This window comes from Bacillus sp. SYZHCR11 (assembly GCF_057196865.1).
Map to the genome: position 1 here is coordinate 274671 of NZ_JBXUND010000004.1, position 26775 is coordinate 301445.

Genomic DNA, 26775 nt, shown 5'->3' on the forward strand with positions numbered 1-26775 from the left:
AGTACACATATGATAGACAGTTACGGGAGGATTACCGATGAAACTGAGTTTTTGCACGACAGGATTTAAAAAAAAGCATATTTTCGACATCATTTCTTTCGCGAAGGAGCACTCCTTTGACGGAATCGAACTGTGGTACGGACACGCTAAACAATATATAGAGGAAATCGGCCCGCTCGACAGGCTTGATCAGCAGCTTCAGGAGGAAGGCCTCGGGGTGCCTGCCGTCAGTTTGTACACTGACTTCGCCGCTCAGGATGAAAGGCAGGCGTTAAAGGATGTTCAAGGGGCATTAAGCGCGGCACGACAGCTGCACAGCCCCTTGATCAGAGTCTTTGCCGGCAATCTTCCTTCGCATCGGACGTCACCGGAAAAGTGGCAACGTGCGGTTGATCAATTTCAGCAGGCGGCACGGCTCGCAGATGACTATGAAGTCGATATCGGGCTTGAGATTCATTACGATACGTACGCGGATACACCGGAGGCGGCACTGGCATTTTTGGAGGATGTCGGACATCCGCGGGTCCGCACCATTTTTGACGGCTCCAACCTACACGTCAATCACGTTGACCAAATGTCCGCTTTAGAAAAGCTGTATCATACCGTCAGCCATATTCATCTGAAAAACTATCACTGGAATTTTGACAACTGGTATCTCAGCAAGCCAACTCCGATTTTCCAAGGAGATCTCGATCAAAAAGCATTTTTAAAAGAGCTGATGAACAGACAATATGACGGTTTTGTTTCTCTTGAGTATTTTGGAGAACATGCATTTACGCATATAAAGGAATCGCTCCGGGAATATACGTCTGTTTTTTCCCGCTGACTCTTCGATCGAAGGGTCTTTTTTTTGTATCATATAGAAAAAGGGGGATATCATGATGATCATTTGGATAAATGGGGCTTTCGGTTCCGGAAAAACACAAACAGCGTTTGAACTGCACAGAAGACTGAAACCGTCTTACGTATATGATCCTGAAAAGATGGGGTTTGCGATGCGTTCGATGATACCGCCGGATATCGCTGAAGATGACTTTCAAAGCTACCCTCTGTGGCGGGAATTCAATTACAGCATGCTTTCCTATTTGTCAGATACATATCAGGGCATCATCATTGTGCCCATGACCATTACGAACGATCAATACTTCCATGACATTATCAGCAGGCTGAGACAGGATGGCCGGACCATTCACCACTTTACCCTGCTGGCTTCAAAGGAAATATTGCTGAAACGCCTGCGCACCAGAGCGGAAGGAAAAAACTCCTGGGCCGCAAAACAAATCGACCGCTGCATCAACAGCCTGTCTGATAGCCTCTTCACAGAACATCTCCATACAGACCAAATGTCTATTCAGCAGGCCGCAGAAACAATCGCTGCCCAAGCAAATCTGCCTCTTGAGCCTGATTCGAGAGGCAGCCTTCGAAGATTCACCGACAAATTAATGGTGAAGCTGAATCATATCCGTATCAAATAAAAAAACGTTTTGAAAACATGTCCCTGATCCATGCAAATGGATCAATAAATAAAAAGCCCCTCTGAAGGGGTGTTTTTTCAAATTAAGAAAAAAATTTTAGAAATAAAGAAGGAATTATATGGATAATCATCTAATTATTAACACTGTAATACATTTCATTTGAAAAGGGAGTGTTCGAAATGAAATTCAAAAAAGTGTTAACCGGTTCTGCGCTGTCTCTTGCCTTACTGATGTCTGCCGCTCCTGCCTTTGCCGCATCACCAACAGCATCCGCATCCGTGGAAAATAGCCCAATCTCAACGAAAGCAGATGCCGGCATTAATGCCATCAAACTCGTTCAAAGCCCTAACGGCAACTTCGCTGCTTCTTTCGTTTTAGATGGAACAAAGTGGATTTTCAAAAGCAAATACTATGACAGCAGCAAAGGGTATTGGGTAGGAATTTATGAAAGTGTAGATAAATAAAAACGATAAACAAAAACCTCCCTTTCAAAAGGGAGGTTTTTTCATTCTATTTCCACCAATCATCAAACATCGATGCCGGCACCTGGCGCTTGTGCTCCGTACTGAGGTAGCGTTTTTCCAGCGCCTCAATCACTTCGGAAGAAACATCCTTGCCTTCTAAATAATCATCAATGTCATTGTATGTGATGCCGAGTTCGGTCTCATCCGTCTGCTGCGGTTTTTCATCAAGCAGATCGGCCGTCGGTAATTTCAAATACAGGCGTTCCGGCGCGCCGAGTTCTTCTAATAAACGTCTGCCCTGGCGTTTCGTTAATCCGGTCAGCGGCAGCAGATCAGCTCCGCCGTCACCATATTTCGTGAAGAAACCGGTCACCGCCTCGGCCGCATGGTCGGTTCCGATGACAAGCAGCCCCTCTTGTCCGCCGATGGCATATTGAGCGATCATTCTCATTCTGGCTTTTACATTTCCTTTGTTAAAGTCAGACAGCTGATCGCCCGTGTCTTTTTTATACTGATCAGCGAACGCGCTGACAGCGGACTTAATATCAAATGTCCATGATTTATCAGGTTTAATGAATTTGAGCGCCAATTGGGCGTCATCCTCATCTTGCTGTGTGCCGTGCGGAAGACGGACGGCGATAAATTCCGCGTTTCCGCCTTCTTCTCTGATGCTTTCAGCCGCCAATTGGGCGAGGCGTCCCGCAAGCGTGGAATCCTGCCCCCCGCTGATGCCGAGCACAAAGCCTTTGGCACCTGTTTTTTTCAAATATTGTTTCAGAAAGTTCACTCTGTCCTCAATTTCTTGTTTCGGATCAATTGAGGGTTTTACATGGAGATCATTCATAATTTGTTTCTGGATGCTCATCCCAATCACTCCTCCTGCATTGTTTCTTTATGATTCATTTCCCGTTCATACTGAAAATGAATCATGCCACTATGTACGACTCTTTGTTAAATATAGCACAGGTGCAGTTTTTAAGTGAACCAAATACACCGGGATCAGCTGATTTCCACCCGCAGCGCCGTGATGCTGTCTCCGTTGCATTTTCCTTTTTCAATCGGACAGGATGAAAACGCGACGACGAGATCCATTTCCGCACGGAGCCGTACATAATCACCCGCGTCAGAAAGAGGGGTTTCGACTGATAAGTTCCCCTTCTCATCGAGCACCGTGTTCATAAAGATGGCAAATGGGTAATGCATATGCGGCCGCGGCACCCCGAACGGTTCAAGCGCCCCGCTCATATTGTCATAGCACGTATCCTGGAGCTCGTCTTTATGCTTTCCGTATAAAAGCCTGTTCATATCCGGACGGCAGGCGGGAAGCAGCAGGTCATGCTTGCCGACTGTATCCTCAATCAGCGTCAGCATCGGCTTGTATAAATTCGAATAAATATGATCACCCGTTTTTACATGAATGGACTGGTTGGCATCGATCGTCGCGCCCTGATCAAGATGTTCATAAAAGTCCTTGGCATGATACGCCGTAAAATCAGCCACCTGCTGCCCTTCCACATCGACTACTTTTATAATCTGCCCTTTGTGAACCCTCAGGCCTAGCCCTTTTTTCGGCGGTACGATAAATTGCTGTGTCATCAGACTGCTCCTTTTTTTCTTCTATTATGAACTCCGGCCGTTTGTTTCATGTAAAGCAATTTATTGGATGTATATTCCCCTTCTGACGGCCGCAATCTAAGCTTTGATAAAGGGGTTGAACTTCATGAGTAAATCACAGGACCAGCCTAAAGGAAATCTCGCTTGGTGGCAGCTCTCCTTAATCGGCGTCGGCTGCACAATCGGGACGGGCTTTTTTCTCGGGTCCAGCATCGCTATTGTCAAAAGCGGATATTCCGCGCTGATCTCATTTCTTATTGCCGGGCTTGGCACCTATTTTGTCTTTGAGCAGCTCGCGAAGCTTTCGGCTAAACAGCCCGAAAAGGGGTCTTTTTGCGCTTATGCGAGAAAGGCTTTCGGCACTTGGGCCGGTTTCAGCAACGGATGGGTGTACTGGTCGTCCGAGATGCTGATCACGGGAAGCCAGCTGACAGCGATCTCGCTGTTTACGAAGCATTGGTTTCCGAATGTGCCGCTGTGGATTTTCGCCTCCATCTATGCGGTGCTCGGTCTTTTGATTATATTTACGGGGCTGTCCGTTTTTCAAAAAACGGAAAATGTGCTCGCTGTTGTCAAGACGGCGGCGATTGTTATGTTTATCGTCATCGCCATATTGGCGCTGTGCGGTATATTTTCTCATAAACCGGATGTGCAGGTGCCGAACGAATCAAAGGATTTGTTCCCGCACGGAGCGATGGGGTTATGGACGGGATTGATTTATGCGTTTTACGCCTTCGGAGGAATTGAAGTCTTGGGGCTGATGACCGTCCACTTGAAAAAACCGGAGGAAGCCTCAAAATCAGGCCGGCTGATGCTTGCCGTTCTTGCGGTGATTTACGTCATTTCTCTCGGCCTGGCGCTGCTGTTAGTGCCGCTGGGCAAATTCACCGAACAGGACAGCCCGTTTATTACATCGCTGAAGGGTTTTCATTTAGATATCATTCTTGATATTTTTAACGGGATTTTTATTATTGCGGGATTTTCCACGCTCGTCGCCTCGCTGTTTGCCGTGACGACATTGCTTTGTACGATGGCAGATGACGGAGATGCGCCGAAATGCTTCAGATTAAAGGAAAACAAAAAAATCTGCTGGCCCGCGCTCGGATTGACGTTTGCCGGACTCATCGTCTCCATCATCCTGTCATTGGTGCTGCCGAAAAACATATATGAACACATGACAACCGCGGCGGGCCTCATGCTTCTTTATACGTGGCTGTTCATTTTGTTCTCGGGCAAGAAACTTCTTGAAACGACAAAGATGGGAACCGTACAGATTGTTATCGCTCTTGTGCTGATTGTCGCGGCCGTCTCCGGGACGCTGTTTGAGAAATCGAGCCGGCCCGGTTTTCTGGTCAGCCTTTGTTTTCTCGCCGTCATTGCGATCGTGACATGGATCGTACAAAAAAAGCAGGGACACAGCCCTGCCGGATCATAGCTTATTTCGTCGGTTTAAACAGTCTCTTCAAATAAGAAAAGGGACACTTTGACACTTGCGTCTCATCATCACGGAGGAAATATTGCTTCCATTCTAAATTGTCTTTTCCTCCGTACCACCCCAATCGGGGATGAAGAGGGGCTTCATCATACGCCTCTAAACGTTTTCTGATCAGCCGGCTCATGTTTCGTCCGAACGCGGTTGAATCATTTAATCCTTCGAAAACCCATCTCGGCTGAAACGCGAGCATAAAAAACGGGAAGCTTCTGCTTTGTCTCGCTTCATGCGCAGGCGTCGCGCACAGAATAAAATACGGCTCGCCGTCAAAGCAGAACTCCCATTTATAATGTTCAGGGTCTTCCGGTATGTCTTCCGGCCAGTCTTTCGGGTCGCAGCCGCTCAGCCGGTTTAAAAAAGACCAGAACAGCTCTTCATACGCCTCAACGGAATAATGCTCAGCTAAATCCTCAGGCGTATCAAAAATCACAAGCAGCGACGCGTATTTTCCGGTATTCCTTGAGATCTTTCCGTACTCGGACAGCAGCATCCCCACTTCCTCCGGGGTTCCCTCTTCGCGGGGATCACCCGCAAAGGATATCCGGAGCTGATCTGTCAAAAATCCCTGACGTCCCGGAATGCACGGAAACGCGTCCGCTTTATCGCCTACTTTTTCTGATAGAAGTTCAAAAGCGACTCTCTGCCAATTTGGCAAATCCAATAACTTTTCCTCAAGGCAACTTTTTGTGTACAGCCCGCTTGCCATCGGCCCACCTCCAGTATCGTCATGATACGTTATGACGGAGATAGGCGATGGGTGACTCTTCTATTTATGAGATGAGCATTTGAATCCCCTGCCATCCGAAATAAAACCCGAAAACGATCAAAGACACACCCGCCGCTCCCGTCAGCCAGCGGAGCGCTTTTTTATGAAGGAGATTTCTGAAAGTGCTCGCGGCGACCGCCATGCAGAAATCCCAGATCAAAATGCCGAGAAGAATGCCGGAGCTGTAAATCAAAAGCTGATTTGCATCGAAGGATTCAGCGGTTTTGGCGAGAATGCTCCCGTATATGCCGAGCCAGAATAAAATGCTCAGCGGATTGGAAAGAGAAATAAAAAACCCCGCGCCGAAAGTTTTGTAAAAAGCCGGTTTTCCTTTTCCGCTTCTGACATTCATGGCTTCCCTTATATTTTTTAACGTTTCGACTCCCGTGTAGGTCAGCACGAAAAAACCGAAGAGCCACAAAAACGTTTTTACAAAAGGAGCGGTCAAAAATTGAGACAGCCCGAAATAGATCAGAATCATATACAGCCCGTCCGCGGCCATGGCGCCGAGACCGAAAATCCATGCATGCCAAAAGCCGTTTTTGATGCCTTTGTCAATTTGCGCCGCATTGACCGGTCCGACAGGTGCTGACAATGACAGCCCGAGAACGATGTAGCTTAAAAAGATGTTCATTGGCTTCCCCCTCATTCATGCAACTTGTACAAGTTATTCATGAATGGACCGTGCTATGATACATTATTTTAATTTCTCAAGCTCGTCTTCCATCATGTCCGTCGCTTTTCCTAAAAAATCGAATATCAGCCGCAGTTCTTCTTCTTTATATTGCCGGCAAAGGCTGATCGTGGACTGGGATAAGGAGCTGAACAATTGCTTCACATTTGCTTTTCCGGCTGTCAGCGGCACGATGATCACCCGCCGTTTGTCTTCGGGGTCTTTTTTCCTCATGACATATCCCGCTTTTTCGAGCCGGTCAATGAGCGCCGTTACCGAACCTGTGCTGAGGCCGGTTTTTTTCCCGAGCTCGCCTGCGGTCATCGGGCCTGCTTCATTTAAGATATCAGCTGATTTCAAATCGGTCGGAAACAGACCGAGAGATTGAGCGGCCGCCTGATGAAACAGGATCGTCCTTGTGGCCATCTTCCGGAATAACTGTATGGCGGTTTCCTCCGTCTCGCTTCTGGTATTTCTTGTTGACAACTGACAGGCCTCCCTATAAAATCAATTTATCTTGACGATCAAGATAATTTTCGGCAAATCTAATATGATCATAGCAAATTTAATGATCAAAAGTAAGTATGGGAGGAAAAAGCATGGAACAAACAGCCGCGAAGGACGCCTCGACGAAGTTTGTCGTCATCGGTCTTTTGCTGGGCATTTTAATGTCGGCTATGGATAATACAATCGTTGCCACTGCGATGGGAAATATCGTGGCGGACCTCGGAAGTTTCGATAAGTTCGCGTGGGTGACGGCATCATACATGGTAGCCGTTATGGCCGGTATGCCGATTTACGGAAAACTGTCCGATATGTACGGACGCAAGCGTTTCTTTTTATTCGGTCTTATTCTTTTCTTAATCGGATCTGCATTATGCGGAATCGCTCAAACAATGGATCAGCTCATTATTTACCGCGTCATTCAGGGAATCGGCGGAGGTGCGCTGATGCCGATCGCCTTCACGATCATTTTTGATTTATTTCCGCCGGAAAAACGCGGAAAAATGTCGGGCATGTTCGGTGCCGTTTTCGGCCTTTCCAGCGTTCTCGGGCCGCTTTTAGGCGCGCTCATTACCGACTCCATCAGCTGGCACTGGGTGTTTTATATCAACGTGCCGATCGGTATTTTATCATTGTTTTTCATTCTTCGTTATTATAAAGAATCCCTTGAACACAAGAAGCAGAAAATCGACTGGGCCGGCGCGATTACGCTGGTGGTTTCCATTGTCGGTCTGATGTTCGCTCTTGAGCTCGGCGGAAAAACGTATGATTGGAACTCCGTTCAGATCATCGGTCTGTTCGCTGTGTTCGCCGTGTTCTTTATCGCCTTTTTTATCGTGGAAAGAAAAGCGGAAGAACCGATTATCTCATTTTGGATGTTTAAAAACCGTTTATTTGCCACGGCACAGATTCTGGCGTTCCTTTACGGAGCCACATTTGTGATTTTAGCGGTATTTATCCCGATTTTCGTTCAGGCTGTGTACGGCAGCACCGCGACGAGCGCGGGCTTTATTTTGACACCGATGATGATCGGTTCTGTTATCGGAAGTATGATCGGCGGAATTTTCCAGACGAAAGTGCGGTTCCGTAATTTGATGCTGATTTCCGTGGTCGCTTTCTTTATCGGAATGCTGCTGCTTTCCAATATGACTCCGGATACGGCGCGTACGATGCTGACGGTATTCATGCTGATCTCAGGATTCGGCGTCGGCTTCAACTTCTCACTGCTGCCGGCTGCGTCCATGAACGATCTGGAGCCGCGTTACCGCGGAAGCGCCAACTCAACAAACTCGTTTTTGAGATCATTCGGTATGACGCTCGGTGTGACGATTTTCGGGACCATCCAGACGAATGTGTTTACCAACAAGCTCACAGATTCATTCAGCGGCATGAAAGGAGCGGGCGGCGCGATGCAGAACATCGGAAATCCGCAGGAGATTTTCCAGGCCGGCACGCGCGCCCATATTCCGCCGCACATTCTGGATCGCATTATTGACGCCATGTCGCAAAGCATCACATATGTATTCACGCTTGCGCTGGCGCCGATCGTCATTGCGGCCGTTACCATTTTGTTTATGGGAAAAGCGAGAGTAAAAACCTCTCAGGAAATGGCGAAAAAAGCGAATTAAAAAAAGCAGTACATGGCGTTTGTCATGTACTGCTTTTTTGTTTACTCCGCGAAATGCGGAGCGAGAATGTCTTTCAGCACGTTTGCGCTATGGTTGAATTGACGCTGTTCTGTTTCATTCAGCTCAAGTTCCGTCACACCGGCGATGCCGTTCCGATTGACGACAGCCGGAATGCCGATAAAGACGTCGTTTACACCGTATTGCCCGTCCAGATATGTGCTGACGGTTAAAATACTGTTTTCATTACGCAAAATCGCTTTTGTGATGCGGGCGAGGCTCATCGCCACTCCGTAATATGTCGCGCCTTTTTTCTCAATAATATGATAGGCGGCGTTTTTCACATCGTCCACGATCTGATCCAGCTCGTCCTGTTTGTAAGCTGCATTTTTCTCCAGCAACTGCTGCACCGGCACTCCGCCGATATTGGCGTGACTCCATACAGGAAGCTCGGTATCGCCGTGCTCGCCGATAATGTGGGCGTGTACGTTTTGCGGAGCGGCTCCGAAATATTCACTCAGCATATAACGGAATCGCGCAGAATCCAGTGTCGTGCCGCTGCCGATGACGCGTTCTTTCGGCAGACCGCTGAATGTCCATGTCGCATAAGTGAGAATGTCGACCGGGTTTGTGGCAACGAGGAAGATGCCGTCAAATCCGCTTGCCATTACTTCACCGACAATGCTTTTGAAAATGGCGAGATTTTTTTCGACCAGCTCAAGTCTCGTTTCGCCCGGTTTTTGATTGGCTCCGGCACAGATGCATACGATATCGGCATCCTTGCAATCTTCATATGTTCCGTAAGACGTTTTCACCGGATGAGGTGCAAATGCCTTTCCGTGATTTAAATCCATGACATCGCCCATGGCTTTTTCTCTATTTACATCAATGATCACAAGCTCATCTGTGATCCCTTGGTTAATTAACGCAAATGCATAACTGCTTCCAACAAAACCTGCTCCGATTAATGCTACTTTGTTCACTCGTTCGTTCATCATGTATGCTCATCCTCCAGTGTTTCGTGGTGTCTGTTTTTAACTTGTGAAGTATTTCACATTTATATTGTGCAACACTTCACAAACTTTTGCAAGAGAAAAGTTTGATTTTTGGACAAAAAATATCGATGATGGTTTCCAGATTGTTGACAACATCCTAAAACGGAACCGTTTTAGGATGTTGTATCTTTTCAGCGTGATTGAAGACGTGCTGTCCTTTTCCCAGAAGCGAGGGTTTGCCGGCACGCTGATGTGATGATAGCCCTATCCATTAATGCGGAAGATAACCGTTTAAACCGGAGTTGTTATACAAACCATTCTGCACATAATCAAATCCGGGCTGGTTCTGCCCGGGCACTTGGGCGCTGCCATTGTTAAAAATCACTTTGGCATTGGCCGTATCCGCATTCGCAGGCAGCGTCAGCGTGTAAATTCCATTTGCATTCTTAGTCATTGCTTTCCCCGGCCACGATCCGGTTAATTCTATGGCCCCGCCTCCATCATGTTTGTAAATATAAGCATTTACCTGGCCCCAATGATCCGGATTTTGATAGCCAATGATGTTGGTTTGGGCCGGGTCTTTTTTGACAAACGTGTATTCTTGGGTTCTCGCTGCACCCTCGCCGTTCGTTCCGGTTAACTTGATGTTGTATGTCGTGCCGATTGGATCTCCTTTCCCGATCGTTAATCGGTCTCCATCCTTAAATGCTGTCTGCTGCCCATTATTGATTTGGTAAACGGCTTTTGTTGTTTTCGCATTTGCACGCAGGGTGACCGTCAGCTGATCATTGAAAGAATGGACTGCCCCCGTTTGGTAATTCTCAAGAAAGACCTGAGGCGCATTTCCAATATCATCAGAATAAAGAACAGCCGCGGATCTGGCATTGATCGTACCTGTCAGTTTGCCGTTCGCTACTTGAAATGAACCGGCGCCGGCCCTATTATCATACCTGCCGTCAGGCAATTTCGTTGAAGTATTGACGGTGACAGAAGACGATCCCGCATTAGCCAGCACAACGCCTTTTGAGCCGCGCTGATTCATCAATATTTGATTGTTCCCATTCGGATTCGAGAGTTCCTCAGGCTGCCCGGCCATTACATTGTGAAATTGATTGACCGCAGTGATCGTCTGATCTTTAAATAAGGCGCTCCCGCGATCTCCTATTTGACTTTTTCCAGGAAATCTTACACCATTTCCTCCGCCCTCAGGTCTGGAAAAGAAAAGAGGCGTGCTTCCTGAGCGGGAACCAATCACTGCCCAGCCTAAACGAATATCGTCATCACTCATCCATGTGGACTCTTCCTCATCATTGGCATACGTATCATGTGATTCCACCCATGTGACCAACTTGTCCGCAGACACGTCAGATGCATAATGGGAGATATTCGACACACTCAGATTACGGTTCTTTAAAGCGGATCTGATGGAATGCCCATAGTTAGAAGCCGTCACATTCATATAATTCGCATAAGCAGTATCTCTGGACGCGCTGTCTTGCAGGATTTCTCCGTATTGGAACTCCGCCGATGTATTTGTGATATTCGGCCAAAATCGGCTGCCGTAATTCCCATCATCCGGAAGCTCTATATGCTTGGCGGCATCATAGCGGAACCCGTCCGCTCCGTCATTCAATGCTCTTTCCAAGAAATGTTTCAGATAGGTTTGTACCTCAGTATTCTGTGTATTCCAATCATACAGCCCAAGCAATGAATTTTGAGTGACGTCCCACCTGTCCGACCAATTTTTAATTTGTGTGTTTCCATGGGTCCAGTTTGGAATACGCTTAATCTCGTCAGAAATCGCGGCGTAATCGCTGGTGGTATGATTGATAACCGCATCAACAATGACTTTTACGCCATATTTTTCCGCGGCTGCACACATGTCCTTAAATTCTTGTTCAGTGCCTAAGTAACGGTTGCCGATTTGGTACGATGTCGGCTGATACAGCCAGTACCAGTTCCTCATGCTTTTATCTCCTTGGTTCCCTTCCTTTACTTGGTTAATCGGAGACGTCTGAATGGCTGCATAGCCCGCATCACGAATCTCTTTCATATTTTGTGTTAACGTATTGAACGACCAATTCCAGGCATGAAGGATGGTCCCGTTTTTGACCGATGACGCGGCCACCTCATTCGATTTGTTTGCAGTTTCAGCGTTTGCAGCCGCCGGGCCTGACAAAACCAAATGAAACAGCAATAAAAATCCGGCGAATAACGGCAGTAAAGAGGTTTTGAATCGTTTTTCAAACATTTTTGACACTCCTTATTTCATTTTTGAAGACTGACTGCGGAGTCAAAAATTCCTCTTACTCTTTCTTCAGCTCCTTTCAACTGTTGTGAAGACTGGAGAATTCTGTTAACGCTTACATTTCAACTTATCACACTCTCTCTATCAAAGCAACGCGGCAGAGTGAATTCAAATCTATATTCCTATCAATTAAAAAGACTTCCCGCTTTCAAACAAAAAAAGAAACCACCTGTCAAGATGATTTCTTTTTTATTTCTTTTATCGCTCTTCTGTAAGACAGCTTCACAATGACATACCGAAGCAGAAACAGAATGCCTCCGCAGACGATAAAAAGAAAGATCATTTTCAGCCAAGCAAAGAATGTATGGGGAAACCCCCTGTCGTACATCGTAAGCGCCGCCACCGCAAAAGTGACTGCTATTGAATCTATCCGCTGCTGCTTCACCCGCTTTTTCAGTTCTTCTTTGGTGTCTATTCTCGGCATGAGCATTCCCGACGCTCCCGCCCTGATGCAATAATAAACAATTATAATGAAGAAAACCGCCAAGCTTCCGGCCCATTCCCTAAACGGACAGTTCAGAACAAGTCCGCGTACGATGATGTCAAGCAAAGACAGTGTGCCCACAAGCATTCCGACTTCTGACCAAATCATTCGTTCTTTCTCTTTCACACTCTCACTCTTTCCATTCACGTTTGAAAGTCTGTTCCGACGCTGATTCATGACTTCCTCCCGTACTATTAAGAATGGCTTACAACTCCCATTATATCTTGCCGATTCATAATGATAAACCGAAATATCATTGACAAAAATGTTAATAAGGGCCCCAATTGATCAGGACGCCTATGCAGATAAACACAAGGCCGATGACAAACCAAATCAGCGCCAGCGGAACCATGAAGCGAAGCCACTTTACGTACGGAATGCCGCTGGCAGCCAGTACGGCCATCAGCACGCCGGAAGTCGGATTGACACAGTTTACGACGCCTTCCCCAAGCATGACCGCTTCAACCGCGACCTGTCTCGTGATGCCCATCAAATCGGCAAGCGGCGCCAAAATCGGAATAAATACGACCGCCTCCCCTGAGCCCGATGATATCAGAAAATGAAGCAGGGCGCTGGAAATATACATTCCGATTGCGCCTGCCATCGGGCTGAAACCGTGCAGCAGTGACGCAAGTCCATTGACTACCGTATCAAGCAGCTTTCCGTGTTCCAGAATAACGGAAATGCTTCTCGCCATTCCGACGATCAGCGCGCCGTAAACGAGCCCCTGACAGCCTGTAATAAACGTTTTTGCGATATCATTTGCCGCCATTCCCGCAATCAGGCCTGACACGATTGAGATAAAAATGAACACGGCGGCCATCTCTGAATCAGACCAGCCAAGAGTAAGCGCGCCGTATAAAAAGCCGGCAAGCGACAAAGCCGCGACAGCCAGAATCAATTTATGGCGGACGGTAAACGGGACTGGCTTGTCCTCCGGATCTGAAGCCTGCGGGATTGAACCTGCCGCCGGAAACCAATCGTTCCCCAGCAGACTGGCGTCCTTTGCTTTTCTGAGCCTTCTCGTATACCGATAAATATATAAAATAGATGATAGCAGAAAACAAATGTAGACGGCAATCCGCAGGCCGATGCCGGAAAACAGCGGCAGCTCCGCGATGCTTTGTGATAACCCGAGCGGTGAAGGTGATAAAATCGTCGCGTTAAACCCGGCATAGCAGCCGATATAAATGACGGCCGCTCCGGCCACAGCGTCCCATTTCAGCGAACGGGCGACGATCAGGCCGATCGGAATAAAACCGATCACGGAATTAACGACGATGCCGGTTGTGCCGAGGATCGAAAATAGAGATCCGACAATTGCAATAAACAGCAGCTGTTTGGTGCGGAACGTACTGATGACATTACTGATCAATCCATTGATAGCGCCCGTTTTCTCCAAAATCGCAATGGTGCCGCCCGTAAACAGGATTAAAAAAATAATCGGCGCGGAACTTGTCATCCCTTCCTGAATCGCGGTAAAAAAAGCGATCGGGCTGACAGGAGACTGGTCTAAAGAATGATAACTTCCCGGAACGGCGGACGTCACACTGCCCTTTGTCACCCTGTCAAATTCCCCCGCAGGAACGATGTATGATGCTATCGCGCATAGTAAAGCGACAATGAACAGCAGCACATAAGCATCAGGCATCACAAACAATTTTTTCTTTTTCAATACAGGTTCGGCCTTCGGCACAGCCATAACATCACCATCCCGCTTTGAATTTATAAACTATTCAGAAAATACAGATATGTGCTATATTATATACAGACCGATTGCCTGTTTTCAATATCAAAAATAAAAAACAGACAGCTTTTGAAGGAGGACTTACGGCATGAACAGACTCACAGAGCATGAAAAGCAAGTCATTATGGACATTTTTGACCACCTGCACGCCAATCCCGAAGTAAGCTGGAAAGAATATCAAACAACTGAATATCTGACTGAAAAACTGAAAGAGGCCGGCTGCCGGATCCGTACGTTTGATGATTGCACCGGTGTTGTCGGCGAAATCGGAGAAGGCTCGCCCGTTGTGGCTGTCCGGGCGGATATTGACGCGCTGTGGCAGGAAGTGGACGGTGTCTTTCAGGCGAACCATTCATGCGGACATGATTCACATATGACGATGGCGCTCGGCACGATGATGCTTTTAAAGAGTCAGCCGAAGCTTCCGAAGGGCACCATCCGCTTTATTTTTCAGCCGGCTGAAGAAAAAGGCGGCGGAGCGCTGAAAATGATTGAAAAAGGCGTACTGGATGATGTTGACTTCTTATACGGCGTGCACGTGCGCCCCGTACAGGAAACGGCAAACGGCCGATGCGCACCGTCCATTCTGCATGGCTCAAGCCGGCATATAGAAGGCCTGATTATCGGAGAAGAAGCCCACGGCGCGAGACCGCATCTCGGGCTTAACAGTATCGAAATCGCCGCTCTTCTCGTCCAAAAACTCAGCTTCATTCATCTTGATCCCGGCATCCCGCATTCCGTGAAGATGACAAAGCTTCAGGCAGGCGGAGAAAGTTCCAATATCATTCCGGGAAAAGCATCGTTCAGCCTTGATCTCCGCGCACAAACCAATGCCGCCATGGAGAAATTAACCGCCGAAACCGAAAGAGCCTGTGAGGCGGCGGCTGCCGCATTCGGCGCAAAAATCGAACTGCAAAAAGAACACAGCCTCCCGGCAGCCGAGCGAAACAAGGAGGCGGAAGCCATCATGACATCTGCGATCAGCAGCATTCTCGGAGAAGAACATGTGGATGAACCTCTTGTGACAACCGGAGGAGAGGATTTTCACTTTTACGGGTTAAAGGTGCCGAACTTGAAAACGACGATGCTCGGCCTAGGATGCGGTCTGGAGCCTGGACTTCACCATCCCCAAATGACATTTGACCGAAGCGCCATCTTTACTGGCGCTGAGATATTAACGGCCGCCGTCCTCAAATCGTTTGAAGCATAAAAAAAAGCAGCCCGTTACAGGGCTGCTTTTCTTCATTACTTCTTCAGATCTTCAATTGAATTGACGTTTTTCATGTACTGAGGAACGACCAGACCCATCTTGACGCCTGTCAGACTCGTTCCTACATCTTCATATTTGCCTTTATATTTAGACGCATATGCCTTATGGGTATTCGGAAGCCAAGCAGACAATGACGCATCCGCGCTGCCTGTCGCAATCGCAGTCCACATCGGTCCTGCCTCCACTTGCGTCAGCTTCACGTCATAGCCGAGGTCTTGAAATACTTTTCCGATTACATTCGTACTTGCGATTTCACTGTCCCATGCCACATAAGCCAGGTTGATTTTATCCCCTTTGACTTTATGGGCGCCTTTTGTCCATTGAGCCACTTGGTCTTTATGTTTTTTCACATATTCAGCTGCGGCTTTGGCCGGCTTTTCGCCTTCCTCAACGGCAATCATGACTTCTCCCATATCGTCCTGCGTCCATTTGAACTGGCTGAGAACTTTGGCCGCGTTAGGCTGTTTCTTACTGAAGCCGGTTCTTGTAATCGTATGAATCTGCTCGGCAGTTCCGTACGTTTTTTTCGGATCATCAAGGAACTTCAGCTTGTATCTGGAGAACATCCAGTGCGGCGTCCAGCCCGTTACGATGATCGGCTTTTTCCGGTCATATGATTTCTTCAATGTCGCCGTCATGGCGGCACTTGACGCCGTGATGACATTCCAGTCTTTCAATCCGTAATCCTTCACGGCCTCATCCGTCAGGGCCATGATCCCCGATCCCGGATCGATACCGATAATGGTTTTGTTCACCTGGTCCGCAGCCGTTGCCTTATCATCAGTCTGCGAACCGCAGGCAGCCAAAGAAAGAGCCAGCGCAGCGGTAACGCCGACACCGATGATTTTCTTAAGCATCAGGCATTCCCCCTGCTCTTCTTCTTCACTTTAATGTTTTGCGTGATACGGTCGAGTGTAATCGCTACGATAACGATCGCGATACCCGCTTCCACTCCGACACCGGTTTTCAACTGTGTCACGGCGCTGTATACTTCAGAACCGAGGCCCGGCGCACCGACCATGGCCGCGATAACGACCATTGACAAAGCAAGCATGATGCTTTGGTTAATACCGGCAAGAATTGTTTTTGTGGCAAGCGGAAGCTGCACCTTGAACAGACGCTGAGACGTCGTTGAACCGAATGCTTCCGTCGCTTCAATCAGATCAGCCGGAACCTGTTTAATACCGAGAACCGTCATGCGGATCGTCGGAGGCATCGCGAAAATAACAGATGCCACAACGCCTGGAACAACCCCGATATTAAAGAAGAAAATTGCAGGCAGCAGGTATACGAAAGCCGGCATGGTCTGCATTAAATCCAGAATCGGTGTGACAATGCGGCGGACTGTTTCTTTCTGAGACGCCCATATGCCGATCGGAACCCCAATAATAATCGAAATCAAAACAGATGTGACGACAAGCGCCAACGTTTGCAGCATCGGCGACCAATAACCCAAATAATCAATAACAAGGAATCCGATTAGCGTAAAGAGTGCAATTCCTCTCGTACTGATCCACCAAGCGAGAGCTGCAAAAATAACAGTCAATAAAATAGACGGGATGAAACCCAAACCGCTCACAATCGCGTTTACGAAAGCGGCCAAGCCGTTTGAGATTCCGTCAAAGAAACCTCCGAACGTCATGGTAAGCCAGTCAACAAACCGGTCAACGATATCTGCTAACGGAATTCTAGGCAATCTGTCCATTTACTTCACCCCCTGAACAGAAGAATCCTGAGCTTGTTCAGCAGAATCTTCAACATTTATATAATCGTTATTTCCTGAAAGCGCGCCGATTAATGCGCCTTTTACAACAATGCCTTTCATGCGGTCCTTATCGTCCGTGACGGCGATCGGAATATTCGCATCAGACACGACATCGAAAATTTCCGTCAAGTATGTGCTTTCATGCACAGTCGTAAATTCAGTATTTAAAATATCCTGAAGCGATAAGTCGGATTCCACCGCTTTTTTCGCATCCGCCGCGTGAATGACGCCGAGAAGCTGTTTCTGTTTATCAACGGCGTAAATAGAAGAAATACCGAGATTCTTCATGAGCTGCAGCGCTACACGAGGCCCTTTGTCAATCCGCACGGTTTCAGCGCGCTTCATGATGTGGCCCGCTGTCAGAACTTTGGATAAGTCAACGTCCTCAACGAATTTCTCAACGTATTCATTGGACGGGCTCATCAGAATTTCTTCAGGCGTCCCGATCTGAACGATGTTACCGTCTTTCATCAGCACGATTCTGTCGCCGATGCGCAATGCTTCATCAAGATCATGCGTGATGAAGATGATCGTCTTGCCGACAGAGTCATGAAGGTCTAAAAGCTCATCCTGCATGTCTTTGCGGATCAGCGGATCAAGCGCACTGAAAGCTTCATCCATCAGAAGAATGTCAGGATCATTCGTCAATGCGCGGGCAAGTCCGACACGCTGCTGCATTCCTCCGCTGAGCTGATCTGGGAATTGGTGTTCAAAGCCTTCAAGACCGACAAGTTTAAGCGAATCAAGCGCTTTTTGCTCACGCTCTTTTTTGTCGACGCCTTGGAGTTCCAACCCGTATTCCGTATTTTCAAGAATCGTTCTGTGCGGAAACAGCGCAAATTTTTGAAAGACCATGCTGATTTTTTTCCGGCGCACTTCCCGGAGCTGGTCTTTTGACATATTTGTTATCATGTCACCATCAATATAAATATTCCCGGCAGTCGGTTCAATAAGCCGGTTTAACAGCCGAACTAAAGTTGATTTACCGCTCCCCGATAGACCCATGATGACAAATATCTCCCCATCATATACATCAAAGTTTGCTTGATTGACACCAACGGTTGATCCGGTCGCTTTCAGGATCTCTTTTTTGTTTTTTCCGCTGGACAGCATCTGAATGGCTTTTTTTGTCTGTTTTCCGAAAACCTTAGATACATTTTCGACTTTTATCTTAATTGGTTTCTCATCCAAATTCATATTTTCCCTCCATAATAAGCAATCTTTAATACCGTAACACGTTTGTAATAAGTCAAACAAACATCATAATCCCGTTTATTTTGTATCATTACTTTAAAAACATCCCTGTGTCTTATTTTCCTCTGGTATGCTTCTAAATACTCTCTAATCCTCCTTATTGAGGATAAATTATAAAGGAAATCGGGCTTTTATCAGGCTTGAGAACGTTTCCATCGAATGTGCTGCAAACTGATTTCCTATCCTTTTTTTACAAATACAAGAATTTTTTTGCGACATTGTCCCGGAAAAAGAAGTTTTCGCCTCCTAAAAATAAGGGGTTTTAAGGAAAAATATAGGTCTGCCAACAGACAGCTCACTAAAAAAAGCACCCCAAAAGGGTGCTCATTGCGCAAGCTCTGTCTGTTTCGTTTCTTTTCCGAGAATAATAATGGTGATGACGGCAATCAGGATGGCCGCACAAAAGACAGCGAAAATAGCTGTAAACGAAACGTTCCGTGCTGCAAGCGATCCGACGAGAAGCGGACCGAAAATGCCGCCGATTCTGCCGACGGCCGCGGTTGTTCCGGAACCGGTCGCGCGGATCGCCGCAGGGTACTGCTCCGGTGTATAGGCGTAAAGCACGCCCCATGCGCCGAGATTGAAAAAGGACAGCAGCATGCCAGCCGTGAGCAGCATGGCCAATGAATCCGCGGCACCGAAGAAATAAGCGCTGCCCGCCGTTCCGAGCAAATAGATGACTAAGATGGTCTTCCGCCCCGCTTTTTCGATCAGCCACGCCGCTGAGAAATATCCGGGAAGCTGGGCAAGCGTCATCAGAAGGACGTATTCGAAGCTCTCAATCATGCTGTAGCCTTTCATCAGCATCACGCTCGGCAGCCATAAAAACATGCCGTAATAAGAAAAGACGACACAGAACCAAACGACAGACAGCAGCACCGTCGGCCGGATATACGGTTTCGTCCAGACACTTCCCGCCTGCCCGCGTATGCTTTTTTTCTGCGTCAATGCCTGATGCGCCGGTGATTCCGGAAGGCTTTTCCGCAAGTACAGCGCATAAAACGCGGCCAGCGCCGTTAAGAGCAGTGCGGCCTGCCAGCCGAATGACGGTATGACAAAGTAGGAAATCACCGCCGCAAGAAGCCAGCCCGCTGCCCAAAAGCTCTCAAGCAGCACGATGATCCGTCCCCGCTTTTCGGGAGCGGACGCTTCTGACACGAGCGTCGAGGCGACAGGCAGTTCCCCGCCAAGCCCCATTCCGATCAGAAAACGCAATATGAGAAAAACCGTCAATCCCGTTGCAAAAGCGGATATGCCGCTTCCGACAGAAAAGAATAACAGCGTGATCATAAACACTTTTTTCCGGCCGATCCTGTCGGCCAGCATTCCGAATACAAAGGCGCCCGCTGCCATACCGATGGAATTGACGCTTCCGATCCATTTCATTTGATCGGGTGTTAAATTCCAATCAGTGTGAAGCGCGGCGATAATAAACGATAAAATTCCGACATCCATCGCATCAAACAGCCAGCCCATTCCGGCAATCGCCAGAAGTTTTCGCGGAGTGACGGCAGGTTGTTTGTTCATAAGCAGCACCTCAAATCGAAAATGATTACCGTATAAGTTTACACCTGTCTTTACACATTGTCATTACCTTTTTCACAAAAAAATCCCGCTTGCCGTAAGCAAGCGGGGTGTGTGTTAATTCTTTAAGACTGCGTTTTTAATATTATCCTGAAGCTGTTGAATCCGTTTCGCTCCGTCTTCTCTGATACGTCTGTTCTCTTCCTCGATCTGTTTCGTTTCCTGCATACCGCTGACAATCGTATTCCAAGACGTTTCAATCGTCTCAATGTCAATGCTCGGACGGCCTGCCATACGGGCAATCTCCACGCTTTGGTTTGAAATATTTTCAGCGTTGCGCTTCAGCATTTCATTCGTGCGGCGGTCCAGCTCGCTCATTGAATCAGCCACAAGCTTTTGCCGTTTGACTGTGACAGCCTGAATGATGCCGTTTTTGAAAATCGGAATCGTAATGACGAAAGCGGAATTGATTTTTCCGATGAGCTTCGTATTTCCGCGCTGAAGGAGGCGGATCTGCGGCGCTGTCTGCAGCGCCACCATCCGCGCCATATCTAAATCATAGACACGTTCCTCAAGCGCCTGAAGCCCGTCACGCAGCGTATCAAGCTGCATTTGCGCAAGCTGGTTTCCGCCGGCCGCTTTTTCTTCATAAGAAGGAATGAGCGCCTGCATTTCCTCAAGCTTCATCTGCCCGGCGACAACATATTTTTCAAGCTCCATGTAGTAGTTAATGTTGTTTTCATACATCTCTTCAAGCGTATGGTTCGTCTTTGCCATTTCATCTTTGTATTTCGAAATTTCGACGTGGATTTTTTCAATTTCTCCGCCCAGGGTGCGGTACTTTTGAAAAATCTTTTCAATCATGCTGTTGCCGCGTTTGAACATTTTAGCGAGAAATCCTTTTGGTTCATCGAAATCATTTTTGTCGAAACGGTCCATGATTTTTCCGAGCTGCGTCAGCATTGTGCCTGAATCCGTGACACTTGTTGTTTTCATCATATTTAAGATGCGGTCGGAGAACTTCGAGATTTCAACTGCCGGTTCTTTTCCGTACTCAAGCAGCTCCATTTGGTTTTTCACGTCAATCTGCTGCGAAATGCGCTGCACCTCAGGGTCTTGGCGCAGCTGCGCCCTGATGTCATCTGCTTTTTGTTCAGAAATCTCTTCATTTTTATCAAGAACAAGCGGATTTTGATTTTCTGTCATATTTATTTACTCTCCCTGCTTTTGCGTAATGGTTCTAAACAGCTTTCTTACGAGTGACGGCTCCTTATATTCCTGCCGAAACACCATGTCCTCCAGCCAATGGACATCAAATTGGCTTTCTTCAATATAATGCTCAATGTCCTGATGGCCCGGCGGATTATACAAGATGATATCGACGCCGAATTTATTTAAAAACAAAAGAGCGGCGGCATCAGAACGTGTGAGTTCGCCATTTTGTTCCGTATGATATAAAACGAGTTTCGGAACGGTTTGGGCGTAATCAAACGTCTGAATCAATTGCAGCAGCGAAGCGGGCAGATTCGTCGCCTGGCGGAACAAATAGATTGCGGCATCCCTTGACTGCTCCCCGGGCAAAGCCTTCAGCCCTGGGTTTCTGCACATGTCAGAAATCACATTGGCGATGGCGCTCTGCACACCTGAAGGCAGATGCTTGTACTGCCAGATGTTGCTTCTTTTCAGCCTGTCCGCGTCAATCTCTCCTTTTTCATTTAAAACCTGACTGTAGTGATACTGGTAGTTGGCTTTCAGCTCTTCCGTAAACGGAAAACTGCGGATCATGTGTGTCTCCTGATAGTCCGCGGCGGTATGGAGTCTGTTCCAATATTCTTTCGTATCTTTGGAAACCCCCATCACTTTCGCAAAAAGGTTCGGAACGGCCACCCGCTCCCTGTCCGCTTTAAATTGCGGCCGGATAAACGCCCGCTCCTTCGCAATGAGAAATAACTCATCATACGTCGTTTTTAAGGTCACGGACTGCGGGGTGTGCTCCCTGAACTGCCAAGGCTTATACATCATGGATTCCTCATGGTTCAGCACATGCTCAATTTCTTTCGTTGACCGGTAGGCCGTCGTGGACGTTCTGTCCGGCTTTTCTTTCGGAAAAGGCTCAAGACCGCCTGTCGCGGGGAGCTTTATCACAAAGCTGAGCTCCTCATCCGGATCAATCAAGCTGAACGGATCTTCCGCAGCCGGATGAAACAATAGGACATCACAGCCGATCAGCATGAGATAATAGAGAAAATAGAGCTGGCTTTTGGTCGCGTCTCCATACCACACCACCTTCGGCATCTCACGCTCTATATCGGCTTGTTCGAGCCATGGATTCAGGTGGTTCAGCGAAAACTTTGACACATCCAAGAGCACACGCCGGAAATCGGGATGATTCAGCCCGTTTTCATGCCGGTCCGCAAAGGTTTCCAAAAGCGTCATAAACGCGGTCCTCAGTCGGCGGTGCATAAGCGGATCAGCGTGTTTGGCAAGCAGCCTGCCCCCATCGAGAAACGCGACAAACCTGGAAACCGAAAGCCCTTTCTCTTTTTGATTGACCGAATGAATGTGCTGCAGCGCCTGAAACGTTTCCGGCGCGATGGTCTTATCCAGCGTCTCGCTCAACACATGGATGTTTTCATGAGAAGACAGCTCGAAAAGCTTACTGTAATACTCCGTCTCATCATAAGGAGTGCCCAAAATCCGGACGGCAAGCCGGGTAAACGCCAGCCCGTTTTCCCGCTCGTAACCGGGACGTTCCGGCAGCGGCCGCATCAGAAACGTTTCCCAGTCATCGTTTTCCGGCTCGGCCTTTCGGATCACCAATTCTTCCTGCTTCATCATTTTCCTCCTTTCTCTTCATGATAATCGGTACAAAAAAGGAAGGAAATGAACTCTCCCTCCTTTTTTGTTTTATTCTTCTTTAGATGCAGCCGTCTGCTCCTGAACCTGCTTTTGTTTGTTGAAATAGTGGATAATAAACGTGACCACAAATGCAGCGATGATGATTCCGAAGAACACCACGTGCGGCATTTCATAATCAAAGGCGCTCGCCGCCATTTTCACGGCGATAATCCCGATCAGCACAAAAGCCGTGTTTTCAAGCTCAGGGATTTTATCAATTAACACAAGGAATACTTTTGCGACTGTACGCATCATGAGAATGCCGAGCATACCGCCGATCAAGAGCACCCACACTTTTTCCGATACCGCAAACGCGGCTAAAATGCTGTCAACAGAGAAGGCCAGATCCATTAACTCAACTGAAACGACAGTGGCCCAGAAAATTCCGAACGTACGGACCATCCATGAATTTTTCTTCATGCCTTCCGTATCGTCATCACCTTCTCCGATCCAGAAATGCTTAATGACGAGCCAAGCCAGGTACAGCGCGCCGAGCACTTTGATCCACCAGAACTTAATGAGCAGCATCCCGATTCCGATAAAGATAAAACGGAAAATATATGCCCCGAACAATCCGTATGTTAATGCTTTCTTCCGCTGTTTTTCAGGCAGATGCCTTACCATAACCGCAAGCACTAACGCATTGTCGGCCGACAGCAGCCCTTCCAGCAGAACCAAGGAACCGATCAGCCCCCATGATACAGGGTCAGTCAGCACCTCACCCCACATTTTCCAATCAAAAAAGGAAGCGTAGGTCGACATAATATGATGTAGAAAATCCAAGTTTTTTCCTCCTATTTAGTAAAACGGTAATTTCCTGCTTACACCTGCAAGCCGTAATTCCGGCAAAGTGATGCCAGACCGCCGGAAAACCCGCTGCCGATGGCGTTAAACTTCCATTCAGCCCCATGGCGGTAAAGCTCACAAACGACAACCGCCGTTTCAATCGAGAAGTCTTCCCCTAAATCGAAACGAAGCAGTTCATTCTGGCTGTTTTCATCGACGACGCGCACGAACGCGTTCGAAACTTGTCCGAAATTTTGGCCGCGCGCTTCCGCATCATGAATCGTGACGGTGATGCCGATCTTTTCAATATTTGCGGGTATTTTTGAGAAATCGACGATAATTTGTTCATCGTCTCCCTCTCCCTCGCCCGTCCGGTTGTCTCCCGTATGGATGACGCCGCCGCTCGGGTGTTCCAGGTTATTGTAGAAAACAAAGTCAAGATCATTTACACAGTTGTCATGGGCATCGACAAGAAAAGCCGACGCGTCAAGGTCAAAGTCATGCCCTCCGGAGTACTTGTTCGTATCCCAGCCTAAGCCGATCACCGCTTTTGTAAGACCGGGGTTCGTTTTTGTCAGATCAACACGCTGTCCTTTCGCCAATTGAATAGCCATGTGCCGTCTCTCCCTTCTGTGCTTGATATGGTTTTAGCCGATTTGCAGGCCGTAATCTGTCGCAATACGGGCCAGTCCGCCTTGATAGCCTGAGCCGATCGCGGAAAATTTCCATTCGCCGTTATGTCTGTAAAGCTCCCCTGCGATAATGGCTGTTTCAATTGAGAAATCTTCAGCCAGATCGTAGCGGATCAGCTCTTCATTTGTCTCTTCATTGACAATGCGAACGAACGCGTTGGAAACTTGTCCGAAGTTTTGGCCGCGCGCTTCCGCTTCATGAATCGTGATGACGAATGAAATTTTATCAATAGCGGCAGGCACCGCGCTCAGGTTGACCCTTACACTTTCGTCATCGCCCTCGCCCTGGCCTGTAAGGTTGTCGCCTGAATGTGCGACAGAGCCGTTTCCGCCTTCAAGCTGATTATAGAAAATAAAATCATCGGGCGACGCGCATCTTCCTGCTTCATTTAATAGAAAGACGCTGGAATCTAAATCAAAATCATGTCCGCCATCGTATTTGTTTGTATCCCAGCCAAGGCCGACAACGACTTTAGAAAGACCCGGATTTGTTTTAGTCAAATCTACTTTTTGTCCTTTTGCCAATGAAATTGCCATGTGTGCACTCTCCTTTTTATCGTTTAGGCGTATCGGTTAACGATATCGCCGATTTTTGTATCGTTTGTGCCTTCTCCCACCGCGGCGAATTTCCACTCGCCGTCCTCGCGGTAGATTTCAGCCGCGATCAGGCTCGTTCTGCCTGAATAGTTATCTCTTAAATTGTAAGTCACCAGTTCTTCGCGATTAGCCTGATCAACGACGCGGATGAACGCGTTTTGAATCATGCCGAAGTCCTGTTTTCGTCTGACGCAGTCGTAAATATTGACGACAAACACAAGTTTATTAATCTGAGCGGGCACTTTCGCCAAATCGATGAGAATTTGTTCATCATCGCCGTCGCCTTCACCCGTCAGGTTGTCACCCGTATGTACGACACCGCCGCACCGGCTTTTCAGATTGCCGAAATAGATGACGTTTTTGCTGTCTGTCATTTTATCATTTTCAAGCATCAGTACGGAAGCGTCACAGTCGATATTGGCACCGCCTCCGCCGAACAGCTTTCCGAAAAAGCCGCCGGATGATACAGGGTCCCAGCCGAGTCCGACCAGCAGTTTTGACAGGCCGGCTTTTCCTTTTGTTAAATCAATCCGCTGTCCTTTTTGTAAAGAGATCGCCATATGATTCACTCCTATTCTGTAAGGGTGCCGCTAAGCACGCCGCAAGTGCGCATTTTTACTAAATTCCGGGACAAGAATCCCGGTGTTTATTAAGATATACGTCTTTTATTATATCAAAGTTTCATAAAACATAAGAATTTTTGGCGAAAAACGGCGAAAAATTACTTCCTATATTCTCCTTCGTTCCGGAGAGAATAGAGAAAACAAAGAAATTGACGGGGACTGAACATTTTTCCTATCCTTGTATCAATACATGTCAGGAAAGGGGCAGACGAGTGATTGATTTAAGCATACTTGATCAGGCGCCCGTATCCAAAGGAAACGGGCCGCACGAGACGCTCCGCCGTTCAGCGGAGCTCGCCCGCCTCAGCGAAGGTTGGGGCTATAAGCGGTACTGGTTTGCCGAGCATCACGGCACAAGAGGGCTCGCAAGCGTTTCGCCGGAAATTATGATCGCTCATACCGCCGCAGCCACAACATCCATCCGTGTCGGATCAGGCGGCGTGCTGCTGCCGCAGTACAGCCCCTATAAAGTCGCGGAAACTTTCCGTCAGCTTGAGGCGCTGCATCCGAACCGGATTGACCTTGGGGTCGGACGCTCACCGGGCGGCACGACGAAAATCCGGCTCGCCCTCACAGACGGGGTAAAGAAAAGTATGACCGAGTTCAACAGGCAGCTTCAGGATTTATCATCCTTTCTGACAGATTCGGTTCCCTCGGACCATGCTTATGCCGGAATAAAAACAGCGCCTTTGATTGAAACAGCCCCGCAGCTTTGGGTGCTGGGCCTCGGGGAAAACAGCGCCAGACGCGCCGCTCTTCGAGGTGCGGGCTATGTCTTCGGCCATTTCATTAATCCGGAACGCGGGGTAAAAGCCTTTCAGATCTATCGGGACCATTTCCGGGCCTCCTCCCATTTTTCCGCTCCGGCCTCACTCTGTGCCATTTTCGTCATATGCGCAGCTACGGATGAGAAAGCGGAAGAACTCGCCTTAAGCCAGGATTTATGGCTTCTTCGTATCGGAAAAGGCGCCGACAGCCGCGTGCCGAGTGTGGAAGAAGCGAAGGCTTATCCGTATTCGCCGGAGGACCGTAAACAGATTGCAGAAAATAGGAAGCGGATGGTGATCGGCTCTGCTGCCGCAGTGAAACGCCGTCTGCTTGAACTTTCCGAACGTTATCAGACAAAAGAGATGATGGTGCTGTGCAACGTCTTTGATTTCGAAGCAAAAAAAGAGTCATATGAGCGTCTTGCTGATATATTTCTGTAAAAAAAGCCGTC

At 47.9% G+C, this 26775-nt stretch carries 26 protein-coding genes; 7 read left to right on the forward strand and 19 right to left on the reverse strand.

Going from position 1 to position 26775, the window contains the following annotated elements; all coding sequences use genetic code 11:
• The first annotated feature begins 37 nt into the window (after window positions 1–37).
• From AC2CGA_RS16110 to AC2CGA_RS16120, 3 genes are all read left to right on the forward strand, one after another.
• Complete coding sequence (locus AC2CGA_RS16110; protein ID WP_003156612.1) at window positions 38–826, forward strand: sugar phosphate isomerase/epimerase family protein; 789 nt, start codon at window positions 38–40, stop codon at window positions 824–826.
• Between the two features lie 55 nt (window positions 827–881).
• Window positions 882–1475: a tunicamycin resistance ATP-binding TmrB gene (gene tmrB / locus AC2CGA_RS16115; protein WP_484480247.1), complete on the forward strand. Its 594-nt coding sequence runs from the start codon at window positions 882–884 to the stop codon at window positions 1473–1475.
• 179 nt (window positions 1476–1654) lie between these two features.
• Window positions 1655–1939, forward strand: coding sequence for an antimicrobial peptide LCI (locus tag AC2CGA_RS16120; RefSeq protein WP_003156618.1), 285 nt, complete (start codon window positions 1655–1657; stop codon window positions 1937–1939).
• A 46-nt stretch (window positions 1940–1985) separates the two neighbouring features.
• Here AC2CGA_RS16120 and nadE read toward each other — a convergent pair whose 3' ends face one another.
• Both nadE and AC2CGA_RS16130 read right to left on the reverse strand, forming a co-directional pair.
• Window positions 1986–2804, reverse strand: a complete 819-nt coding sequence (gene nadE / locus AC2CGA_RS16125) for an ammonia-dependent NAD(+) synthetase (RefSeq protein ID WP_007409061.1) — start codon at window positions 2802–2804, stop codon at window positions 1986–1988.
• A 134-nt stretch (window positions 2805–2938) separates the two neighbouring features.
• Window positions 2939–3535 carry a DUF1989 domain-containing protein gene (locus tag AC2CGA_RS16130; protein WP_003156621.1) on the reverse strand — a complete coding sequence of 199 codons (597 nt, stop codon included), beginning with the start codon at window positions 3533–3535 and terminating at the stop codon, window positions 2939–2941.
• A gap of 124 nt (window positions 3536–3659) precedes the next feature.
• Here AC2CGA_RS16130 and AC2CGA_RS16135 point away from each other — a divergent pair, with 124 nt between their 5' ends.
• A complete protein-coding gene (locus AC2CGA_RS16135) occupies window positions 3660–4988 on the forward strand; it encodes an amino acid permease (protein WP_003156623.1) in 1329 nt (442 codons plus the stop codon).
• A 1-nt stretch (window position 4989) separates the two neighbouring features.
• On the opposite strand, the gene AC2CGA_RS16140 is transcribed toward AC2CGA_RS16135, so the two are convergent.
• From AC2CGA_RS16140 to AC2CGA_RS16150, 3 genes are all read right to left on the reverse strand, one after another.
• On the reverse strand, window positions 4990–5751 hold the full coding sequence (locus AC2CGA_RS16140; RefSeq protein WP_015388727.1) for a YqcI/YcgG family protein: 762 nt from the start codon (window positions 5749–5751) through the stop codon (window positions 4990–4992).
• Window positions 5752–5815: 64 nt separating this feature from the next.
• The gene (locus tag AC2CGA_RS16145) at window positions 5816–6445 is read right to left on the reverse strand and encodes a LysE family translocator (protein WP_484480233.1); all 630 of its coding nucleotides are present in this window, start codon (window positions 6443–6445) and stop codon (window positions 5816–5818) included.
• A gap of 63 nt (window positions 6446–6508) precedes the next feature.
• Window positions 6509–6970 (reverse strand): MarR family transcriptional regulator, encoded by a 462-nt coding sequence (locus tag AC2CGA_RS16150; protein ID WP_003156626.1) that lies wholly within the window; start codon window positions 6968–6970, stop codon window positions 6509–6511.
• 113 nt (window positions 6971–7083) lie between these two features.
• Here AC2CGA_RS16150 and AC2CGA_RS16155 point away from each other — a divergent pair, with 113 nt between their 5' ends.
• Window positions 7084–8616 carry an MDR family MFS transporter gene (locus AC2CGA_RS16155; RefSeq protein WP_003156627.1) on the forward strand — a complete coding sequence of 511 codons (1533 nt, stop codon included), beginning with the start codon at window positions 7084–7086 and terminating at the stop codon, window positions 8614–8616.
• A gap of 41 nt (window positions 8617–8657) precedes the next feature.
• Here AC2CGA_RS16155 and AC2CGA_RS16160 read toward each other — a convergent pair whose 3' ends face one another.
• The 4 genes from AC2CGA_RS16160 to AC2CGA_RS16175 all read right to left on the reverse strand — a co-directional run bounded on the left by AC2CGA_RS16160 (window position 8658) and on the right by AC2CGA_RS16175 (window position 14102).
• Entirely contained in the window at window positions 8658–9611 is a 954-nt protein-coding gene (locus tag AC2CGA_RS16160; protein WP_024084867.1) for an L-lactate dehydrogenase, read from the reverse strand.
• A gap of 268 nt (window positions 9612–9879) precedes the next feature.
• On the reverse strand, window positions 9880–11859 hold the full coding sequence (gene amyE, locus AC2CGA_RS16165) for an alpha-amylase (RefSeq protein ID WP_300949960.1): 1980 nt from the start codon (window positions 11857–11859) through the stop codon (window positions 9880–9882).
• Between the two features lie 229 nt (window positions 11860–12088).
• Entirely contained in the window at window positions 12089–12577 is a 489-nt protein-coding gene (locus AC2CGA_RS16170) for a DUF6773 family protein (protein WP_003156631.1), read from the reverse strand.
• A gap of 91 nt (window positions 12578–12668) precedes the next feature.
• Window positions 12669–14102, reverse strand: coding sequence for a YfcC family protein (locus AC2CGA_RS16175; protein WP_139885560.1), 1434 nt, complete (start codon window positions 14100–14102; stop codon window positions 12669–12671).
• A gap of 133 nt (window positions 14103–14235) precedes the next feature.
• Between AC2CGA_RS16175 and AC2CGA_RS16180 the strand changes: the two genes are divergently transcribed.
• Entirely contained in the window at window positions 14236–15357 is a 1122-nt protein-coding gene (locus tag AC2CGA_RS16180; protein WP_015388731.1) for a M20 peptidase aminoacylase family protein, read from the forward strand.
• A gap of 35 nt (window positions 15358–15392) precedes the next feature.
• Here AC2CGA_RS16180 and AC2CGA_RS16185 read toward each other — a convergent pair whose 3' ends face one another.
• The 10 genes from AC2CGA_RS16185 to AC2CGA_RS16230 all read right to left on the reverse strand — a co-directional run bounded on the left by AC2CGA_RS16185 (window position 15393) and on the right by AC2CGA_RS16230 (window position 25493).
• Window positions 15393–16274 (reverse strand): glycine betaine ABC transporter substrate-binding protein, encoded by an 882-nt coding sequence (locus tag AC2CGA_RS16185; protein ID WP_484480234.1) that lies wholly within the window; start codon window positions 16272–16274, stop codon window positions 15393–15395.
• Window positions 16274–17122 (reverse strand): glycine/proline betaine ABC transporter permease subunit OpuAB, encoded by an 849-nt coding sequence (gene opuAB / locus AC2CGA_RS16190; protein WP_003156639.1) that lies wholly within the window; start codon window positions 17120–17122, stop codon window positions 16274–16276. Before opuAB ends, AC2CGA_RS16185 begins: the two co-directional genes overlap by 1 nt.
• On the reverse strand, window positions 17123–18379 hold the full coding sequence (gene opuAA / locus AC2CGA_RS16195) for a glycine/proline betaine ABC transporter ATP-binding protein OpuAA (protein WP_003156640.1): 1257 nt from the start codon (window positions 18377–18379) through the stop codon (window positions 17123–17125).
• Window positions 18380–18760: 381 nt separating this feature from the next.
• Complete coding sequence (locus AC2CGA_RS16200) at window positions 18761–19963, reverse strand: MFS transporter (RefSeq protein WP_003156641.1); 1203 nt, start codon at window positions 19961–19963, stop codon at window positions 18761–18763.
• A gap of 114 nt (window positions 19964–20077) precedes the next feature.
• Window positions 20078–21166: a toxic anion resistance protein gene (locus tag AC2CGA_RS16205; RefSeq protein WP_032857831.1), complete on the reverse strand. Its 1089-nt coding sequence runs from the start codon at window positions 21164–21166 to the stop codon at window positions 20078–20080.
• 6 nt (window positions 21167–21172) lie between these two features.
• Window positions 21173–22795 (reverse strand): YceG family protein, encoded by a 1623-nt coding sequence (locus AC2CGA_RS16210; protein WP_025853796.1) that lies wholly within the window; start codon window positions 22793–22795, stop codon window positions 21173–21175.
• A gap of 72 nt (window positions 22796–22867) precedes the next feature.
• Window positions 22868–23641 (reverse strand): TerC family protein, encoded by a 774-nt coding sequence (locus tag AC2CGA_RS16215; RefSeq protein WP_003156644.1) that lies wholly within the window; start codon window positions 23639–23641, stop codon window positions 22868–22870.
• A gap of 38 nt (window positions 23642–23679) precedes the next feature.
• Window positions 23680–24258 carry a TerD family protein gene (locus AC2CGA_RS16220; RefSeq protein ID WP_003156645.1) on the reverse strand — a complete coding sequence of 193 codons (579 nt, stop codon included), beginning with the start codon at window positions 24256–24258 and terminating at the stop codon, window positions 23680–23682.
• 33 nt (window positions 24259–24291) lie between these two features.
• The gene (locus AC2CGA_RS16225; protein ID WP_003156648.1) at window positions 24292–24873 is read right to left on the reverse strand and encodes a TerD family protein; all 582 of its coding nucleotides are present in this window, start codon (window positions 24871–24873) and stop codon (window positions 24292–24294) included.
• Between the two features lie 23 nt (window positions 24874–24896).
• On the reverse strand, window positions 24897–25493 hold the full coding sequence (locus AC2CGA_RS16230; RefSeq protein ID WP_003156649.1) for a TerD family protein: 597 nt from the start codon (window positions 25491–25493) through the stop codon (window positions 24897–24899).
• 275 nt (window positions 25494–25768) lie between these two features.
• On the opposite strand from AC2CGA_RS16230, the gene AC2CGA_RS16235 reads away from it, so the two are divergent.
• On the forward strand, window positions 25769–26764 hold the full coding sequence (locus AC2CGA_RS16235; RefSeq protein WP_094760583.1) for an LLM class flavin-dependent oxidoreductase: 996 nt from the start codon (window positions 25769–25771) through the stop codon (window positions 26762–26764).
• Window positions 26765–26775 lie beyond the last annotated feature (11 nt).